This is a genomic window from Pseudomonas sp., from assembly GCF_040514055.1.
GTDB lineage: Bacteria > Pseudomonadota > Gammaproteobacteria > Pseudomonadales > Pseudomonadaceae > Aquipseudomonas.
Window position 1 is genome coordinate 1 of sequence record NZ_JBEVDL010000059.1, and the last position, 17,559, is coordinate 17,559.

Genomic DNA, 17,559 nt, shown 5'->3' on the forward strand with positions numbered 1-17,559 from the left:
CTCCACTTCTGCAAGATTTAAAGCATGATCGAAGCTATTTGCTTCGAAAAGCACCACTCTTTCTTCTATGCGGTCTGTGACGCCGTCCGCCTTCATATACCAGCGGAAAAGCCCTTTGACTGAATACCACTCCTTGGCCATTTGCGGTACCTAACGTTTGGTTAAGGGGCGGGTTTTAGCCCGTCCCAATGAACGGAGCTAACGGTTTAACCACTGGTTAGGTTGCACCGAAAACTCTCGTTTTCTAACAAACAGCCAGACCCAGACCGCCAGAAACAAAGGTATTGCGGCCATCATTGTGCGCAGGGAGTACCCTTGAGCTAAAAGGTCGCGCATGCCTGACGGCGCTGCCGGATGCACTATAAACCAAGCCAGTTGAACAAAGAACGCAATGGCAATAAGAGTGGGCCCACTGAGCAACAAAAGACGCTGGGTGTGAGTGGCGTTATAGCGGAGCACAGTGACGCCGAACAACATATATAGCGCCCCTAGCCCGGCCATTTTTAAAATAATCGAACGAATTTGTGGGACGTCAAAAAACGCGTGGACTAGTTCGTGCGCTCCGACATACCTAAGCATCACAAAGAGAATACCAAAGTACATCATAGACCAAACTAACATAGCAGCAGCTAATAAATACTTACGTATCTTGCATGAACTTCCATTGCAACCTAACGCCTGAATTAAGCCGCGCCGAAGGCGTCGGCTTGAATGATTAGTTAGGCGGCGGACCGCCTGAAGTGGTGGAGCCCGGCGCTTTCCACAAGAGGAGCCAGCGCGTCGACTGCCGCCTGGTCTTTGTACCACAAGATGTACGTAAAATCCCAATCTTCCGCCAGGACGCAGCCCAGCGCAGGAATGACCAACCGAACAAACTGAGAGGCATCTTTTGCCATAGAAGCGTCAAATGACTGCGTGATCTCATCTGGGTTAGAGATCAGTGTGACTTGGCTCCGCTCAGGATCGGCACGCAGAACGTCGTAGCGCTCTACGACCAGTTTCAGTAGGGCGTTAAAGCGCTGCCACTGGGGCTCTGCCACCTGATCAAGCTCGTGGATGTGTCCGGGACCGAGCCAACCCTCCCAAAGGGAAATGAACTCTGGTTGGAACTCTGGCCGAACTTCCCAGCCCTGAAAGTATTGGTCGAACATGGCGTATCCAGTAGCCGCCTAACGTTTGGTTAAGGGGCGGGCTTTAGCCCGTCCCGAGTCAGCGTAGCGAGAGATTTTAGCCGTTTGTTAGGCCGCCGCCGCAAGTTTTTTGAGAGAGCTGTTCTGTCGTAACATGCTTGCCCGTACGATCAGAGATTCTAAGCTCAACATTAACACTTTCTTCAAGAAAAACAGAAAACGCTGGAGAGGTACAAAATTTTTCTTTTAGTGGGGATATTAACTGGGAACTAACGAACTCAGAGGTTTCAGCAGATGTATCAAGCGCAAGTAATTTATATGAAAAAATTAGCTGTAAATCTGAGTTAATACTTGTTTTTTCTGTCATTATTCCAGGGATAAGCTCAGCTGGTAGTTGGTCATTTATTTGTGCTGAAACTTTCTGCAGCCATTCTTCTTTATGAGCTTTTTTTCTTTCGGACAAAAAAGCGCTAACCCCTGCAGCGAGCACAACTGACAAAAAGATTAAGCGACCATATTTAGATTTCATGAAGTCCCCATTTGCCTAAAGTTTGGTTAAGAGGCCGGCTTCAGCCGGTCCCGAGTGAGCGAAGCGAGCGGCTTGAACCAATTGTTATGAGTGATTTAGGGTGAATATGAACCAAATGGGCCATAAACCACCCCTCCAGATTCCATATGTTTCTCAAATTTAGTTTGGGTAGGTAGATTTCCAACATGGTCCCGCCACTGCTCATTTATATGGGCTGTCCAATCAGAAATCGGCATTTCATGTATGGGTTGAAGAAGTTCTTCTGGATGTAAACCGTCATTAGCCAATTTTTCCAAAGCTTTCTCGGTCGCTTCCAGATAGCTTGCGCCCGACGTATAGCAACTTACATATGCTCCGCCAAAATCAGGGGGCATAATCGATTTCTCAAGAGCCTTCACATGGAAGGGCATAATAAATATTTTCTCTTGAGCTCTGTTCTTGCTGAATAATTTCCTAAACATGCTGGCGTCCGGCTCTATGACTCATAATGATTAGCCGGTCCCAGTGAGCGAAGCGAACGATTTAAGCGCATTGTTAGGTACCGGCACTGTGGGATTTTGGATAGGCAGCGGGCTTTGATCCGGACGCCGCTAATGCATAGACGTCATATGCACCACAGCGCGAATGCTACGTTAACGGCATGGCGCCCGCCCGCAATCAGCTCAAGGCATTTTTGACAATAACACATATCTTTGTAGTTTTCGAGATTAGTGATCGACGACTGGCAAACAGTGCAGACTTTATCTTGCCAGTCAGTGACGTAGTTGTTTAATGATGGAGTCGCAGCAAGCTCGGCAATCTGCAAATGTAACAAATCAATTGCTTCCAATTTGCCTTGTCTCTTACCCCATCCTGCAATACAAATTTGACGCATCTTCGAGGTTGCTTCGTGCGCGCGAGGAAGAAGCAATTTTTTTGCGGCAGTATCTACGAGTGTCATGCGTTTTGCTATCGACAAAATTGCATCGTCTTGGCCTGAGATAGCAAATGTGTATTTCGTCTCTGGATGGTTCAGATCAAGCATGGCTCTACCGCCTAACGTTTGGTTAAGGGGCGAGCTTTAGCCCGTCCCAGTGAGCGAAGGGAACGGTTTGAACCAGCAGTTGTTAGGTGCCGACCACGTGTCTGGCCCAAAGCCACTCAAATTCATGGTGACTAATTTCTATACCCTGAAATTGCGCATCTGAATTTATCTCTTTTAGGTGTGGCACGGCCATTAAACCTAAATCAGTGCCGGGAGTTGATTCAGTGATCGAGGCGTAACCAACCTCACCATTACGGAAAACTCCATCTTACGTGTCTCAAATCGCTGAGCATCAAGCTCCGATACCAAACGTACTGGCTCAGATTCTGACTCGTGCTTCCAAGCTACATTGATGTATTCCATGACACCAAACGCCTGAATTAAGCCGACCCGCGAAGCGGGTTCGGCTTGAATGAATTGTTAGGCCTCTGCGACCAGAATCCTGTCAGCAACTGACTCCGACGCGAGGATGTTACTGCCAATTGGTAAAGACTCTTTGGGCAGCTCCCGGAACGTGATAAGTAGTTTGAATCCGCCTGGGCTGAAATGGCTCAGGAAAAAATCCGCCTGTGCTTGAAATGGAGCGGAGTCGGGAGGCTCGACCGTAACCATGTCGGTGAAGTTTGCAAATCGGGGTGGGATTGGGATGTCAGGTACAACGACAAGTCCCTGGCCGGTTACCTGAAATGCGTCTTGAACCTGCAAGAAATGTTTCATAGCTGAGGCCTAACGCCGAGTTCAGCGGCAGTTTTTAAGTTGTGGTTTTATGGAATACTTTTGCGCAGCAAAACCATAAAATTGCGACTTAAAAACTGTCCGATGCAACGACTTGTTAGCAATTTTATTCCCGCCAAGAAACTGGGATAGTTCGGATTTCATTTTTGTTCCAGACTGTAACGATACCGGAGACAGTAGTGCCGCTACTGCTCTTAGAAATATTTAAAGAGGTTACATGGGCCTTGTAGCCAGAGCCAGCCTCTTTAAGTGCAATAGCAGAAGCTTTACCTGCCGATTCACCACTCATGAGAACATGAATACATACAGCGAGCAACATAACAAGCAAAATACCACAGCCAATGGCAAATTTAATGCTTCTTATTTTTCCACCTTCTGTTTTTATTGCTTGTAAAACTTCATCCCTGCCCAACTCATGTACCAGCCAATATAAAACAGCTGATACAAAAAGCATAAAGACACAAGCAACAAAAATCTTACCAGGATTCAATTCTACTTGCGTAATTGTTAAATTAACTGGCTGGAAAAATGGGAAAACCACCAAAAGAGTTGCAAAGCCACCTAGAAGAAATGCAGCAAACCACCTAACGAAAGATGCAGCTTTTAGACTGCCTTTAAAAAGAAACATACCAGCGATAACTGAAAATATATTAAAGCTTGAGGAATAAGAAATTTTATTTGCAATACAATAAATCATGTATGCAATATCTAGTGCGCCGATAATTACTAGAATAATGCCAACGCGCTTTAAAATTTTGGGATGCATCGGACTTCCTTCTGATTTGCTAACGTCTGGTTAAGGGGCCGGCTTTTGTCGGTCCCGAACGAGCAAAGCGAGTGACTTGAACCACTAGTTAGGTATGTAGCCACTCTGTACATATGACGCCTCCGCTGTTCACTACCAAAAATTGCGCAGCTTCGCGGACAAGTGAAGCAGAAGTAGAGCAAATTATGAGTACCAATGGGCTTTCTGACACTAGATCTATGTCGAGACGCTCGCGATTTGTGGGGCGAATTATAATCGTAAGCTCCGTCCACTGATTGTCGTTAGCGTGGCTACTATTACCATCAGAATCAAAATCCGCTTCTCCCCAAATATGGTTAGCTACAGATGAAAATGGCGGTCGTGGACCGGGCTCTACAAGGTACAGCGAAAATATTTCTTCCATATACCTAACGATTAAGCTAAGGGGCCGGCTTCGCCGGTCCCAGCGAACGGAGTGAGCGCTTTGAGCGCATTGTTATGTGCACTAGCAGCACTGCATTTCCGAAAATTTTTTTATAGTAACTCATACATACGAATACGTAAATCATCCCGGAGTCTCCAAACTCAAAATAATTATTGAAGCCGTCTATTTGAGCATAGAACGTCATGGGCTTGCCGCAGCACTCGGGCTCGAACGGGTCTTGTATCCAGTCTGGTTCACCACCATATTTTGTGCTGCCCCAGAATTTCTCGTTTGGCTCAAAGCCTAAGACATGCTTTGCTTCTGCGGTTTCAGCTCGAGGGATGAGCTTATTTCTGGAATTTTTTCATGCACTTCCTTTGCACATAACGCCTGAGTTAAGGCGACCCGCGTAGCAGGTTCGGCTTGAATGAATTGTTAGGCCTCGCAGCAGCAAGCACTAAAGGCCCCGGAACGAACCACTGCACACTCCACATGGGCAAGAGTACACCCATGCACTTGTCGGGTTGCCTCTGGACTCGACGGAGATGACATGACCACAGGTTGGACAGGTTGCCGTAACCGGCTTGCCCTCGTTGGACTGACCAAGCGCAATCAAGACCGGCCCAGCTTGCAATGGAAGTCTGGACAGATCGATGCCCGCAACATACTTGCTTGTGTCGTCAGTCAATCAAGAGGCCTAACGTTTGGTTAAGGGGCCGGCTGTAGCCGGTCCCGAGTGAGCGAAGCAAGCGGCTTGAACCGTTTACTAGGCCGGCCGACGATCCTATAGATGCAGGGTCATGAAGGCCCACCAGATAGCGAAAAACTGAACAAGTACAGCGCCGCATGAATATATGGAACACAGGAGCAGCCTTGCCAATATGTGTGCATCTATGACTCTGGCGAGTGCAATATTACCAGCAATAATTGAAATAAATGCAGGTATGATGTTTAGATAAAATGCGAGTTGGCTCGCATCCGACTTGGGCATTGGGGAGAGATTTTTCAAAATAAAAACTGAGGCAATTGCACAGAGGATTGATACCCACGCTGGGGCTGTTATTGAAATTGTTTTTCTTAGGGCCGTCGAGCCGAATTTTTGCTGATTCATTTTTGGCCTAACGTTTGGTAAGGGACCGGCTTTAGCCCGTCCCAGTGAGCGAAGCGAACAACTTGAGCGGTTTGTTAGGCGATTAACCACAGCCTCGCCGAGTTTAAAATCTCTTGCATTCTCTTTTTTGAATATTGAGGCGATCACTTCAACCCAGTGCCCTTTCTCATTAACGTGATGGCAGTTGGCTCCGTACAGGGAGGCAAGCAGCGGCTTATCGGTCAAAAAGCCTTCAGACGTGAGTTGAGCAAATGTATCAGCCAGCCCATCCTTGGTGCATTCCATGTGAAACTCTTCAGGCAACCCGTCAAGACAGCAATAAAGCCTTAGGCAGAGCTGAGCAGCTTCGTTATACCGAAGCCCCTCAGGAAACCCCTTTCGTATATATGTTTGCAGATCCATTATTCGCCTAACAGTGATTAGACGGAATTCCGTCCTATTGAATAACCGTGAATTCTATATAATTCAGCCTAAAACTTCGGCCCATTTTGCATAAAACGCCAATAAACTCATATTCTTACCCGCGCCGCTGACTTTCCAGCCCCTATTCGCTTGACTTCCGTTTTTTTCTCTACCATTACAACTGTGCGTATAACCAGCATGGAGATCGACATTGACTGCCCACTTCCCAAGCCTCGGCTACGCGAGCAGTTCCGTGCGGTGATGCGTTTGCACCACTACAGCATACGGACGGAGAAGTCCTACTGGTACTGGATTCGCTACGTTATCCGCTTCCATCAGTTGCGCCATCCCCTCGAGTTGGGTACGGATGAGGTCAAGACCTTTCTTAGCTGGCTGGCGGTGGAGCGGCAGGTCGCGGCGGCTACGCAGAACCTGGCCTTGAATGCCCTGGTCTTTCTGTATAGATAGCGGGGTGCTGGAAAACCCTTTGGGCGATATCGGTGAGTCGGTCAAGACCAATCGGCCCCGGCGTATTTCTACGGTGTTCACCCATGCCGAAGCCACCGAGATCAAAGCCCCAGGCCAGAGCGCTTTAAGCACAGCGGATGGGGCTACAGCGGAGGCCCCAACGGGGAGCAAAAGGGGGGCAGATGCCTAAAAAGCAGCGTAACTCGTCGAAACGGCGCTTCTAATTCATTGTTTTATATGGTGCCGTTGAGAGGAATCGAACCTCCGACCTACTGATTACGAATCAGTTGCTCTACCGACTGAGCTACAACGGCGGATCAGCGACCCACGCCAAAAAAACGGGCAGGCCCTGTATCTCAGCCAAGGCCGCGCGCCTTGTCAACTCTGGGCCGCCGCGACCGAAGTTTTTTACCTCATACCAGGGTGATACGGTCGTCGGCGATGACGATCAGTCCCTGCTTGTACAGAGCGCCTATGGCTTTCTTGAAGTTGCCCTTGCTGACGCCAAACAGCGCGCTGATGGCCTCGGGGGCGCTCTTGTCGCTGATCATCAATACGCCCTGCTTGTCCCGCAGCAGGCCGAGGATCTTGTCGTGCAAGGCGTCGCTGGCCTGGGCGCCGACAGGCTGCAGCGACAGGCTGATCTTGCCATCGCGGCGCACTTCCTTGATATACCCCTGCTCGCGCATGCCTACCCGCACAAACTTGAACACCTCGTTCTTATGGATCAAGCCCCAGTGCTGGTTGTTGATAATGGCCTTGAAACCCATCTCGGTCGGCTCCGCCACCAGCAACTCGACCGCTTGCCCGGCCTGGTAGGCGCTGGGGCTGTTGTCCAGGTAGCGGTCCAGGCGTGCGGTGGCGGTGATGCGCCGGGTGTGCTTGTCCAGGTAAACATGCACCACCACATATTCGCCGGCCTGCAGCGGACGTTTTTCCTCGGAGTAAGGCAGCAACAAATCCTTGGACAACCCCCAGTCGAGGAAAATACCGATGCTGTTGATTTCCAGCACTTTTAAACTGGCGAACTCACCGACCTGGACTTTCGGTTTTTCGGTGGTGGCGATCAACTTATCGTCGCTGTCCAGGTAGACGAACACGTTCAGCCAATCGTCCACCTCACTGGGTGTATCTTTCGGGATATAACGATTGGGCAGCAATATTTCGCCGTCCGCGCCGCCATCCAGGTAAAGACCGAAGTTGGTGTGTTTTACCACTTGCAAACAATTCAAACGTCCAATAAGTGCCATGCTCAACCACCTTAAATGCCTGTGGGCATTCTACCTGAAATGGCCCGCCATCGGCCGTTGCTACTCGCCCCCACCGCCAAAGGACCAGCCAGCAACCCGTGCAGCACGTCGCGCCTGGATGCGCCAGGCCCATGGGCTTGGCGCCAGGCCGCCAGCGCTGCCGGTCAGTCCCTGCTCGCGAAGGCTTCTGACCAGCGGAAAGCGAGGGCTGGTACGCCGGGATAGAGAGCCCGCGGCAAAACTTTCAGGCCAAGAAACAGAAATCCTGGGTCAGGTGCCTGGCTTATGCTAATAAGCACAAGCCAATACTGGATATTTTGTGTACAATGCCTGGCCATATAGCAAATTTAGAATAGGTTTATGGCCGTCATGCGCGTAAAAGCATCAGCAATGAAGAAAAAGCCGGCGCCCGCCGTTGAAACGCACAGCTCCATTGATGAGCAGGTTGCGGCTTTTCTTAAATCCGGCGGTGAAATTCAGGAAATCCCCAAGGGCGTCAGCGGCCAAGTGTTCGGGACGTCCAAGCAAATCACCATCGGCAAGAAGTAATTAGTCACTCGCGTCATGTTGCGCTTTGATCGCCCCGAGCAAAGCGCCAGGGCCTGCACCCAAGCCTGCCCCCTCCTCTGAATTCGCTCGCGCTTAAGGTCGATCCTGGGCTTAACTGCAGCTGACCCTGTCGACGATGGGCCGCGAGCATATCGCTGCCGTTGCTGCCTCGCCAATCCGCCCCTCCTTCTTCCAGAGAGCACCGTTATGAGCAAAGGCATGGATTCGAAAAAAGCCGCGAAGAAAAAGCCGGCCAAGACCGCAGCTGAAAAAAAAGCCGATAAAAAAACCAAGAAAGCTGACGGCAGCGTGTTCGGCCACTGACCGACTGCGGCGACTGTCGGGTTCGACAGTCGCCTAAGTAGCGGGTCGCCGCAAGACGACCCTGGCCTGGATGGCGTCCGGCAGAACCTCGCCAGCGACCCTCGCCGGCATGCTCCACCCAGCATCCCGTTATCCCCCCGCACCCACCACTGGCCAATAAATCCCAGGCCACGAAATACCCTGTCTCATACTTTATTTTGCGCTTTGGGCAACAGCCTATGGCGGCTAGCAGAATGTTGTTTCAGAATCATGTCAAGGAAGCCGCCAGCAACGATTTCCGACCGTTCGATCCAACCTTGCGTCGCCGCCTCTCAGGAGTTCCCGTGCGCCCTTCCAGCCTTCGGCTGCAGCACCCCAGTGGTTCACTGGCTTCCCTCGTTTTAATTTTTTTGTTGATCCCCATGGCAGGCCGTTTTTGGCTCGGCTGGTCCGCGGGATTTGGCTATCTGTCCGACCTAGGCGTGGGCACGCTGTTGGTGCTGCTGTTACACAACCGTCCCCTCTGGCTGGTGCTGCCGGTCATGCTGGTCTGGTGCGTCTTTACCCTGAGCAATGCGGAATTGATCGGCGCCGTGGGTCGGATGCCCGAGGCCAGCGATCTCAAATACCTGACCGACCCCCAATTCCTCAGTCATTCAACCCAGGGCAGTGGCCTGACCAACAGCGGGTTGGCCCTGGCACTGGCAGCCGGGGTGTTGGCTTATCTGATCGGCGGACGCCGGGTACCCGAACCCCGGCGGCTGAAGCTCTCAGGCTACTGGATGGCGCTGCCCGCCGCCTTGCTGGTGGGGCATGCGGTCAACCAATACGCTTACCCGAGCGAAGACGATCAGTGGAAACAGTTTAACCTGACCCACAAGTTACTGGCGGAGGGCTTTAATGCCGGTCAGTTGCGCCTTGAGGACTGGCTCGACGGTGATACCCCCGAGGTAGCACCGGATATTGCGGGCCTGACCCAGCTGGACCTGAACGGCACCCGTTTACTGGCGGGCAGCGGCAAGGCGCGTAACGTGCTGATCATTACCCTGGAGGGAATTCCGGGTGCCTACCTGGCGCCCAACCGCGCAGCCATCGGCAGCAGTTACCAGGAAGACCTGATGCCACGCCTCGGCCAATGGGCCAATCGGGCCATGAACACCCCCGACTACGTGCTGCACAGCCATCAGACCATCCGTGGCCTGTACGCGATGCTGTGTGGCGACTACGACAAATTCGACAGCGGCACGCCCAAGGGCGTCGAGCTGCTCAACAACCAGGTCCGTAACCTCGAATGCCTGCCCGCCCAAATGAAGCGGCACGGCTTCAGCACGCACTTTCTGCAAGGTGCCGGGCTGCGCTTTATGGCCAAGGACAAGATCATGCCGCACATGGGGTTCGACAAGACCCTGGGGCGTGACTGGTTCAAGAACAAGCCCTATCTGGAATTCCCCTGGGGCATGGACGACAAGGCCTACTTCGAAGGTGCGCTGAGCTACGTCAAGCAGTTGCGCCAAAAGAAACAGCCCTGGATGCTCACCCTGTTGACGGTCGGCACCCACCAGCCCTATTCCGCGCCCCAGGAGTACCTGGACAAGTACCCTACCGCCAAGGGAGCGGCGGTCGGTTACCTGGACGACGCCGTGGCGGACTTTCTTGCCGGCCTGGAAAAGCAGGGTGTACTTAAGGACACCCTGGTGATCGTCACGTCCGACGAATCCCACGGTATCGAGAAGGTTCGACTGGCCTCGGCGTGGGGGTTCAACCTGGTGCTGGCACCCGAGCAGGCGCAACTGCCGGCGCTCAAGCGCGGCACCTACGGCCATCTGGACCTGAGCGCCTCGGTGCTGGATTACTTCGACCTGCCCGTGTCGACCAGCCTGTCGGGACGCTCGCTGTTTCGCGACTACAGCACCGGCCGCGAGATGCTCTCCTACACCAACGGCCTGCTGCGCCAGCACGACGGTAAAAGCGAATTTATCGAGTGCGATTTCCAGCAGGTGTGTCGGCGTTATGCCAGCGAAGGCTTTATTGCCAACAGCGCGCGCTACCTGGGACGCTTCAGCGGCAAACAGGCGCGGTTGATCGCGCAACGGGCTGCGCTGCTGGACCAGTCGCTGCTGGGCGGCCAACTTGGCCAGCAGTACCAGTTCGCGACCAAGGAACGGATCAAGCTCAAGGAGCACAACAGCGACGATTGGGCGGACAACCTGATCGGCGCCCAGTACCTGGAGCTGCCCAAGGGCACCCGCACCACCGTCACGCTGAAAATTCGTGCGGTGCGCATGGACAAGAACGGCGCGAAAATGCTGCTCAAGACCAAGGAGTTCGACCGGGACGTCGCAGTGGCCATTCCAGACCTGCCACTGCTTAAAACCGGCAAACCCTTGACCCTGAGTTTTACCTTCGACAATCCCGCCACCCGTAAAGCGTTCTCCTTCCACCTGCTGGGTGAAGGCCGTGGCGCCATCGAAATCACCGACTTCAGTGTGATTACCGAACCTATGGAGCCGGAGTTGCTGGCCGCCCAGCAGGACGAGGAAGAACTACCGCCACTTCCCCATTGACCAGGCCAACCCGTAGCAAGGCGCCGTCCTCCTCGTCCGTCAGTATGTAGAGGTAACCATCCGGGCCCTGGCGGACATCCCGGAAACGTACGTGCAGCGCCTTAAGCAGGCGCTCCTCGTGCACCACCCGGTCGCCCTCTAGTTCCAAGCGAATCAACGCCTGCTGGGCCAATGCCCCGATAAACAGGTTTTGCCGCCAGGCCGGAAAACGCTCGCCATTGTAGAACGCCATACCGCTAATAGCCGGGGACTGCGCCCAGACATGCAAGGGCGCTTCGGTGCCAGGCACCTTCTCGCCCTGGGCTTCGGGAATCGGCAGCAGCGAATAATTGATGCCGTGGGTCGCCAACGGCCAACCGTAGTTGCGCCCGGCCAACGGCCGGTTGATCTCATCACCGCCCCGCGGACCGTGCTCATGGATCCACAGTTCGCCCGTCCAGGGATTCAGGGCAGCGCCCTGGGGATTGCGATGACCATAGGACCAGATTTCCGGCCGCGCCCCGGCTCGTCCGACAAAGGGGTTATCGGCGGGCACCCGCCCGTCCGGATCGAGACGCACCACCTTGCCCTGCAGTTTGTCGAGGTCCTGGGCGGTGCTGCGCTGGTTGTTTTCGCCCAAGGTGACAAACAGCTTACCGGCGCCATCGAACACCAGCCGCGAGCCGAAATGCATACCGTTCGACAGCTTCGGCAACTGCCGAAAGATCACGTCGAAGCACTCCAGCCGGCGGTTGTCCGGCGACAGCCGGGCCCGGCCCACCGCGGTTCCAGCCAGCCCATCTTCACCGGCCTCGGCATAGGACAGGTATAAAAGACGGTCCTGGGCGAATGCTGGCGACAGCGCGATATCCAGCAGCCCGCCTTGCCCCTCCCGGTAGACCTCGGGCACGCCCGCCAATGGCGGCGATAGCCGGCCCTGGGCATCGAGCAAGCGCAATCGCCCCGGCCGCTCGGTGATCAGCATGCCGCCCTCGGGCAGAAACGCCAGGCTCCAGGGGTGCTCCAACCCCTTGATCAGGGTGTCCAGGGTCAAGGTACCGAGCTCGCTGGAGTACTCGGCTGCGGTGAGCAGCCCGGGGGCGAGCAATAGCGTCAGCAGCACGCCACGTTTTAACGTCGACATCATCTCCTCCCAGTAAAGTTGCCGGGCGTTGTTGCACACCCTGGATGCAGCGTTGGACGCCTGGATGTTGGCCTGGCATTCGACCCGGGGGTCATGGGATAGATCCGCAGCGACGGCGCCTTGCCGGGCCGCTGAATGTTTGAGCCGCTGCCCCCCCACCCGAGGGCTTGCCACGCCCTAAGGCTGCGGCAGTAACTCGCCAACGGCGTAGCGGCGCTCGATCGCCTCGTACTCGCCGCTGCGGCGAATCTTCGCCAGCCCGCGGTTGAACAGGTCACGCTGGATCTGGAAGCGAAAGCCCAGGCGATAGGGCGTCGGTTCGAAGATTGCAAAGCGGCTGAGGGGTTGATGAATATCGACCTGCTTGTCCACCTCGCGGTTGAAGTAATCGATGATCCGCGCGTCACCGACTATCACCTCGATACGGCCGGTGTAGAGCAGGCGATTACGCGCGATCTGCTGCGCCTCCTCGCGGTAGCGCGGATTGGCTTCGGCCATATGTTGAAAGCGCGGCCCCAGCAAAAAACGCGCACGCTGAAAGGCGCTGACCGAATGCCCCGCAAGGTCCTCGATGCTGTCGATCCGGTACTGCCGCGAAGCGAGCGCCACGGCCACGTTGTGGTAGTGGAGATAGACGTCCGAATAATACGCGGCGACGCCACTCTGCTCGTTGGTGGTGGCGATGCAGTCAATGTCGGCTCGGCGCAGCATCAGGTGCAGACGTTCCATGGGGGCGTAATAGGCTTCCACCTCGAATCCGCCGCTGCGCATCGCGGCGACCACGATATCGTACTCCAGACCACGCGCTTCGCCTTCGAACAAATAGGGCGGCTTGTGGGTACCGAAACCAACACGCAGTGGTTCGGCAACCAGCCCTGTCGCCACCCCCCACAAGACCAGTACGGCTACCCAGTAATGCATGTGCTTCCCTTATGCCCCTTGGGGAAATAGGTTTGCCAGCGGCTTCACCGAGGGTGGATGAGGCGTTGCAAACCCCTTGCAGCATAGCCGTCCAAAGCTGGGCGACGCAGCAGCAACATGCAAAAGGCGGGAATAAGGCAGTTCCAGCGAGACGAGGCGAACCGGGGTAGCCCCGATTCCCAGGGGAAAGGTTGCCGCTGGACGCGGCAACCGACGGGGCTTACTGAATGTCTTCCGGCTTGACCATGATCCAGTTTTTGTCGGCCGTGACCTTCAGGCCGTTCTTGGCCTGACCTTCGGCGTTTTTCTTGATCATGTCGTTGATCTGCACCAGGTATTTAGGCTTGCGATCGATCCACAGGTGGATACCGCCCTTCTCCACGTCGGTGGAGTGAAACAGCATGTAACCGTCACTGCTCGGGGTATCGCCAGCGACCAGCACGGGTTTTTTCCACTGATCGATATAGGTGAGGATGGCCGCTTGTTTACCCGCCATCCAGGTGGCCGGGGTCCACAGGTACGGAGTCAGTTCCAGGCCGAGGTTGGCCTTTTCGTCGTACGTGCCAGCGGTGATCTGCTTACGCGCGGTGGTCAGGGCACCGCTGGTGCGGTCCTTGAGCAAGGTGGTCACGCCAATGACGTTCTGCGGTTTGACGTTGTAACCGTACTTGGGGTCGGAGGCGACCATGCGCACCAGCTCTTCGTGCGCGGCGGTCATGACATAGACCTCAATACCGTTCTCGGTGAGCTTGTTCATCAACTCCTTCTGCCCGGAGAAAATCTTCGGTGGGTTGATCTCGATGGTCTTGACCGTGTCTCCTTCATAGTAAGTGCTGGGTACGGGTTTACCGTAGGCCATCAACTGGTCCACATACCCTTTGAGCTCCTGCAGGGTGAAACCGGAAAACACTTGGGCGACCCAGGGGTAGCAGACCATGTCGTCGAGTTCACAGAGCCGGTAGTAATAGCTGTTGAGGCTTTCCTTGTGGCCGGCCACGTCCTTGAAGGGCATCAATTTGAGGGAAGGGTCGAGCTTCTCGCGAGTGAGCACCCCCTTCATTTCCATAAACGGCAGCAGGGACTCTTCGAGGTCATACCGGTAACTGGTGTTGTCCATGTCGAAGACGGCATAGTTGCCCTTGTTGGCATTGGCCTTGATCATGGCATTCAACTGCTTGGCGGCCGGCTCTGGCCAGTGGCTCAGCTCGGTGGCGGCAGACGCCTGGCTGGCGGCACCGGTCAGCAGCAACGCGGCCAATAGTGTTGGTACAAACTTCATGCGAATCCCTCCCCACTCGTAAACGAAAAGAAGCTGCTGTGCGCAGCTTCCGTAGGGAAGCTAACAAAAGCGTGATGCAACGCATAGTGTGTAAACGACACTCATTAGCCCATCAACGCCACTTGGTATAGACCAGTCATACCACCCACCGAATGGCCGGGTGCGCCCTAGCCAAAGGTGCGCCACTTGCGCGGCTAACAGGCGGCCGTTTAAGGGCTGAAGAACTTTGCAGAGATAGCCTCTTGCAGCTTGGTGAGCAAGCACTGGGAATGGCCTCGCACCCGCGACAGCCTGCGGGTTACACCCGCACTACCGGAGCGCCATCGCTGCATATGCACCTAGGCGGGTATGAGCAGTTGCGTAGGGTGGGTTAGCGGCGCAGCACATACAGCGACCGGCCCCTGAGTGGGGAATCGCGCCGCGTAACCCACGCTGATGGGAGGCAGTGGAGACGGCCATCCCTGGCTACCTGCATGCGCGGTATGGCGTCCTGAAGGAGCACCGGGCGTTTTCGTGGCCATACGCGGTCGACTGCGACAGCCTACGCTTGCCTGGGCTAGAGCAAGACAGCGCGCGATGCCACCTCGTCGAATACCTCGGGTACCAGCGCCGCCTCACCTTTCTGGTCAAGCAACTCACGGGGGTGTTCGTCGCCCGGAAAACTGCTGTCGATCATGCTCAGCAATTGCAGGCCACGGTCGGTCAGGACGAAGTTCTCGCCATTGCCGCCCTCTTCCTCGGGCCGTGGGGCGATAAAGCCAGCGGTCAGCAGTTGCGACTCGTAATCGGCCGCCAGCGCCTTAAGGTGGTCCAGGCTGCCGATCTGCTCGCCGGCACGCTCCAACTCCTGCGCCAGCTCCTCCGCGTAGGCACGAGGGGCGAACGACTTGTCGGCGCTGTTTTGTACTTCATGCAACAGACGTTCGATAAGGTCCCAGTTGTAAGTCATGGCATAGTCTCCGTCAGCCTTCGCTCGGCGCATTCATTGATGGTCGGGTCTGGGTCGCAAAGCAGTGCGAACGGCAACCGGCTTTTAGCACCCACCCACAGTTCCGACCTGTCCTCGCCCCGGAAGGTTCGCCGCTTGATGCTTCCCTAATCCAAGCTGAACCCGCCGCGACACCCAGGGTCAGAGCAGCGTCCATCACAAGGTGCCTGTTTTCATGCGTCCATCTTCCTTCGGGCTGCTGGCCGGCCTGTTGTCCTGCGGTGCGGTGGCGCTGGCCGATCCGCTGCCGCGGCTGGTGCAGTTGCAACGCTGCGGCGATCTGCTGGACGACCGCCTGTCGACCTATTGCTTGCAGGCCCAGGGCCTGGATAAGGGTGCACTGAAAGTGCTGATCGACGGCCAGGTCCTGCCCAATGCCAACGTCGAACGCGACGGCCAGCAGTTGACGCTACGCCTGCCCGCCAGCGTGCACCGCAGCGCACCGGTCTGGCTGGAACAACAAGGCCAGACCAGCAATCCGGTCTGGCTGTCCCTGCGGCGTAGCCAGGTGGTCGCCGCCACGCCTGCGCAAACTGCGAAGAACATGGACGGCCTGACCACCTACGTGGACCTGGTCAGCCTGATCATCGAAGAAGATGCCGATGGCCTGCAGGTCGCCCGCCAGTTGGCCGAGAAGTACCAGGCCCAGGTGGTCGGCCGCATCGCGCCGCTGAACACCTACCAACTGCGGCTGCCCGCCAAGACGCTGATCGAGCGTGACGCACTGGTCCTGCGCCTGGGCAGCGAGGTCAGCGTGGATGCCGTGGTCATCGAAGAGTCCGCCGCCGAGGAACAGGAACAGGGCGACGCGCCAGTGACCACGGCCAAAGCCGCCACACCCAGCCCGGACGCCGATGAATGGGCGGCCAATCGCTTTCTCGATGCGGTCAATTACTACCAGCGGCGGATCCCGGCGAAAAACGCGCCGGTGCCCACCACGCCGATCCGTATCGGCGTGATCGAGCGCGACGTGGATTTCGACGCCGCGGACTTTCAGGACTACCTGGGCGCCGCCCCACGCGCCGACGGCCGCCCCCGTACACGCCTGTATGCCCGTGATGCCGCGCGCCCCGACGGCCATGGCTCGACGGTGGCCGGCATCCTCGCGGCACGCTGGGACCAGGGTGGCAACACCGGTTTCCTGCGCGGCCTGGACGGCGCCGGCCCTGGATTCGAAGTGATAGTCGAGCGCAATTCCGATGCCGGCATCACCGCCAATATCGCCGCATCGGTCAACCTGGTGGAAGACGGCGTGCGGGTATTGAACTGGAGCTGGGGCATCCACCGCGTCGGGACGAAGAACATTCAGGGGGATGAAGTCGACTCCCTGGTTCGCTCGGGCCTGGCCATGAGTGGTTACGAAGAGTTGCTCGAGGAGTTTTTCCTCTGGTTGCGCCGTGAGCACCCGGATGTGCTGGTGATCAATTCGGCCGGTAACGGTGCTTCGTTCTCCGGGGCCGACGAGTACCGCCTGCCCTCATCCTTTATCACCGATCAGCTGCTGGTGGTCGGCGGCCATCAACGCAGCGAACGCCGCGACGTGGCGGTCGACGACCCGGCCTTCGCGGTCAAGCGCAGCAGCTCCAACGTCGACATCCGGGTCGACATCACCGCCGCGGCCTGCGCCAGCGCGTCCACCGGTAGGGCCGGCGAGCAAGGCGAGGTGCACTGCGGGACCTCCTACGCCACGCCCATGGTCACCGGCCTGGTCGCGGCACTGATGTCGATCAACCCCGAATTGCACCCCGACCAGGTGCGCATGCTGCTGCGCCGTAGCGCCATGACCATCGGCGAGGAGTTCGACTTCGAACCCACCGATGCCGAAGACCTGACCGCGCCCATCCTGCCCTCGGAGCGCAATTTCGACATGGCCGACCAGGATGTCGGCCGCTCCGCCCGCCTGGACATGCAAAAGGCCCTGGACCTGGCGGTCAAGAGCCGCGACCGGGTGCGCTAGCCGCGCCGGGCGCCAGCCCGGCTGAACTTAAGCCCGCGCGTGGCAATCAACCGGTGC

Annotated in this window: 17 protein-coding genes, 1 tRNA gene and 1 pseudogene; 4 read left to right on the forward strand and 15 right to left on the reverse strand. The window is 56.1% G+C overall.

Annotation, left to right across the window (positions count from 1 at the left end; genetic code table 11):
* Positions 1-198: 198 nt before the first annotated feature.
* From ABWY06_RS13510 to ABWY06_RS13550, 9 genes and pseudogenes are all read right to left on the reverse strand, one after another.
* Positions 199-606, reverse strand: coding sequence for a hypothetical protein (locus ABWY06_RS13510; protein WP_353926076.1), 408 nt, complete (start codon positions 604-606; stop codon positions 199-201).
* 113 nt (positions 607-719) lie between these two features.
* Entirely contained in the window at positions 720-1,151 is a 432-nt protein-coding gene (locus tag ABWY06_RS13515) for a hypothetical protein (protein ID WP_353926077.1), read from the reverse strand.
* Positions 1,152-1,227: 76 nt separating this feature from the next.
* Positions 1,228-1,659: a hypothetical protein gene (locus ABWY06_RS13520; protein WP_353926078.1), complete on the reverse strand. Its 432-nt coding sequence runs from the start codon at positions 1,657-1,659 to the stop codon at positions 1,228-1,230.
* A 95-nt stretch (positions 1,660-1,754) separates the two neighbouring features.
* Complete coding sequence (locus ABWY06_RS13525; RefSeq protein WP_353926079.1) at positions 1,755-2,120, reverse strand: hypothetical protein; 366 nt, start codon at positions 2,118-2,120, stop codon at positions 1,755-1,757.
* Between the two features lie 143 nt (positions 2,121-2,263).
* Positions 2,264-2,683: a hypothetical protein gene (locus ABWY06_RS13530; RefSeq protein WP_353926080.1), complete on the reverse strand. Its 420-nt coding sequence runs from the start codon at positions 2,681-2,683 to the stop codon at positions 2,264-2,266.
* Positions 2,684-2,765: 82 nt separating this feature from the next.
* A pseudogene (locus ABWY06_RS13535) lies at positions 2,766-3,046 on the reverse strand (DUF6881 domain-containing protein).
* Between the two features lie 57 nt (positions 3,047-3,103).
* The gene (locus ABWY06_RS13540; RefSeq protein WP_353926081.1) at positions 3,104-3,400 is read right to left on the reverse strand and encodes a hypothetical protein; all 297 of its coding nucleotides are present in this window, start codon (positions 3,398-3,400) and stop codon (positions 3,104-3,106) included.
* A gap of 124 nt (positions 3,401-3,524) precedes the next feature.
* Positions 3,525-4,184 carry a hypothetical protein gene (locus tag ABWY06_RS13545; RefSeq protein ID WP_353926082.1) on the reverse strand — a complete coding sequence of 220 codons (660 nt, stop codon included), beginning with the start codon at positions 4,182-4,184 and terminating at the stop codon, positions 3,525-3,527.
* Between the two features lie 1,187 nt (positions 4,185-5,371).
* Complete coding sequence (locus ABWY06_RS13550; protein ID WP_353926083.1) at positions 5,372-5,983, reverse strand: hypothetical protein; 612 nt, start codon at positions 5,981-5,983, stop codon at positions 5,372-5,374.
* Positions 5,984-6,298: 315 nt separating this feature from the next.
* On the opposite strand from ABWY06_RS13550, the gene ABWY06_RS13555 reads away from it, so the two are divergent.
* Positions 6,299-6,568: a phage integrase N-terminal SAM-like domain-containing protein gene (locus ABWY06_RS13555; protein WP_353926084.1), complete on the forward strand. Its 270-nt coding sequence runs from the start codon at positions 6,299-6,301 to the stop codon at positions 6,566-6,568.
* Between the two features lie 238 nt (positions 6,569-6,806).
* Here ABWY06_RS13555 and ABWY06_RS13560 read toward each other — a convergent pair.
* Together ABWY06_RS13560 and ABWY06_RS13565 are read right to left on the reverse strand one after the other, a co-directional pair.
* Positions 6,807-6,882, reverse strand: a tRNA-Thr gene (locus tag ABWY06_RS13560).
* A gap of 99 nt (positions 6,883-6,981) precedes the next feature.
* Entirely contained in the window at positions 6,982-7,818 is an 837-nt protein-coding gene (locus ABWY06_RS13565; protein ID WP_353926085.1) for a CvfB family protein, read from the reverse strand.
* A gap of 360 nt (positions 7,819-8,178) precedes the next feature.
* Between ABWY06_RS13565 and ABWY06_RS13570 the strand changes: the two genes are divergently transcribed.
* Together ABWY06_RS13570 and ABWY06_RS13575 are read left to right on the forward strand one after the other, a co-directional pair.
* Complete coding sequence (locus tag ABWY06_RS13570; RefSeq protein WP_353926086.1) at positions 8,179-8,367, forward strand: PFL_1563 family small protein; 189 nt, start codon at positions 8,179-8,181, stop codon at positions 8,365-8,367.
* Between the two features lie 647 nt (positions 8,368-9,014).
* Positions 9,015-11,234, forward strand: coding sequence for an LTA synthase family protein (locus tag ABWY06_RS13575; RefSeq protein WP_502948199.1), 2,220 nt, complete (start codon positions 9,015-9,017; stop codon positions 11,232-11,234).
* On the opposite strand, the gene ABWY06_RS13580 is transcribed toward ABWY06_RS13575, so the two are convergent.
* The 4 genes from ABWY06_RS13580 to ABWY06_RS13595 all read right to left on the reverse strand — a co-directional run bounded on the left by ABWY06_RS13580 (position 11,170) and on the right by ABWY06_RS13595 (position 15,506).
* Positions 11,170-12,357: a PQQ-dependent sugar dehydrogenase gene (locus ABWY06_RS13580; protein ID WP_353926088.1), complete on the reverse strand. Its 1,188-nt coding sequence runs from the start codon at positions 12,355-12,357 to the stop codon at positions 11,170-11,172. The two genes, ABWY06_RS13575 and ABWY06_RS13580, sit on opposite strands and share 65 nt — an antisense overlap.
* A 177-nt stretch (positions 12,358-12,534) precedes the next feature.
* A complete protein-coding gene (locus tag ABWY06_RS13585; RefSeq protein ID WP_353926089.1) occupies positions 12,535-13,278 on the reverse strand; it encodes a substrate-binding periplasmic protein in 744 nt (247 codons plus the stop codon).
* Between the two features lie 220 nt (positions 13,279-13,498).
* On the reverse strand, positions 13,499-14,557 hold the full coding sequence (locus ABWY06_RS13590; protein WP_353926090.1) for an HAD family hydrolase: 1,059 nt from the start codon (positions 14,555-14,557) through the stop codon (positions 13,499-13,501).
* 556 nt (positions 14,558-15,113) lie between these two features.
* Positions 15,114-15,506: a transcriptional regulator gene (locus ABWY06_RS13595; protein WP_353926091.1), complete on the reverse strand. Its 393-nt coding sequence runs from the start codon at positions 15,504-15,506 to the stop codon at positions 15,114-15,116.
* Between the two features lie 214 nt (positions 15,507-15,720).
* Between ABWY06_RS13595 and ABWY06_RS13600 the strand changes: the two genes are divergently transcribed.
* Entirely contained in the window at positions 15,721-17,502 is a 1,782-nt protein-coding gene (locus tag ABWY06_RS13600) for a S8/S53 family peptidase (protein WP_353926092.1), read from the forward strand.
* Positions 17,503-17,559: the final 57 nt, after the last annotated feature.

Excerpts from the sequence above, each read along its gene's own strand:
- ABWY06_RS13510 (WP_353926076.1), bottom strand. The coding sequence starts at position 606 with ATGATGTACTTTGGTATTCTCTTTGTGATGCTTAGGTATGTCGGAGCG.
- ABWY06_RS13515 (WP_353926077.1), bottom strand. The coding sequence starts at position 1,151 with ATGTTCGACCAATACTTTCAGGGCTGGGAAGTTCGGCCAGAGTTCCAA.
- ABWY06_RS13520 (WP_353926078.1), bottom strand. The coding sequence starts at position 1,659 with ATGAAATCTAAATATGGTCGCTTAATCTTTTTGTCAGTTGTGCTCGCT.
- ABWY06_RS13525 (WP_353926079.1), bottom strand. The coding sequence starts at position 2,120 with ATGTTTAGGAAATTATTCAGCAAGAACAGAGCTCAAGAGAAAATATTT.
- ABWY06_RS13530 (WP_353926080.1), bottom strand. The coding sequence starts at position 2,683 with ATGCTTGATCTGAACCATCCAGAGACGAAATACACATTTGCTATCTCA.
- ABWY06_RS13540 (WP_353926081.1), bottom strand. The coding sequence starts at position 3,400 with ATGAAACATTTCTTGCAGGTTCAAGACGCATTTCAGGTAACCGGCCAG.
- ABWY06_RS13545 (WP_353926082.1), bottom strand. The coding sequence starts at position 4,184 with ATGCATCCCAAAATTTTAAAGCGCGTTGGCATTATTCTAGTAATTATC.
- ABWY06_RS13550 (WP_353926083.1), bottom strand. The coding sequence starts at position 5,983 with ATGGAATGCACCAAGGATGGGCTGGCTGATACATTTGCTCAACTCACG.
- ABWY06_RS13555 (WP_353926084.1), top strand. The coding sequence starts at position 6,299 with ATGGAGATCGACATTGACTGCCCACTTCCCAAGCCTCGGCTACGCGAG.
- ABWY06_RS13565 (WP_353926085.1), bottom strand. The coding sequence starts at position 7,818 with ATGGCACTTATTGGACGTTTGAATTGTTTGCAAGTGGTAAAACACACC.
- ABWY06_RS13570 (WP_353926086.1), top strand. The coding sequence starts at position 8,179 with ATGGCCGTCATGCGCGTAAAAGCATCAGCAATGAAGAAAAAGCCGGCG.
- ABWY06_RS13580 (WP_353926088.1), bottom strand. The coding sequence starts at position 12,357 with ATGTCGACGTTAAAACGTGGCGTGCTGCTGACGCTATTGCTCGCCCCC.
- ABWY06_RS13585 (WP_353926089.1), bottom strand. The coding sequence starts at position 13,278 with ATGCATTACTGGGTAGCCGTACTGGTCTTGTGGGGGGTGGCGACAGGG.
- ABWY06_RS13590 (WP_353926090.1), bottom strand. The coding sequence starts at position 14,557 with ATGAAGTTTGTACCAACACTATTGGCCGCGTTGCTGCTGACCGGTGCC.
- ABWY06_RS13595 (WP_353926091.1), bottom strand. The coding sequence starts at position 15,506 with ATGACTTACAACTGGGACCTTATCGAACGTCTGTTGCATGAAGTACAA.
- ABWY06_RS13600 (WP_353926092.1), top strand. The coding sequence starts at position 15,721 with ATGCGTCCATCTTCCTTCGGGCTGCTGGCCGGCCTGTTGTCCTGCGGT.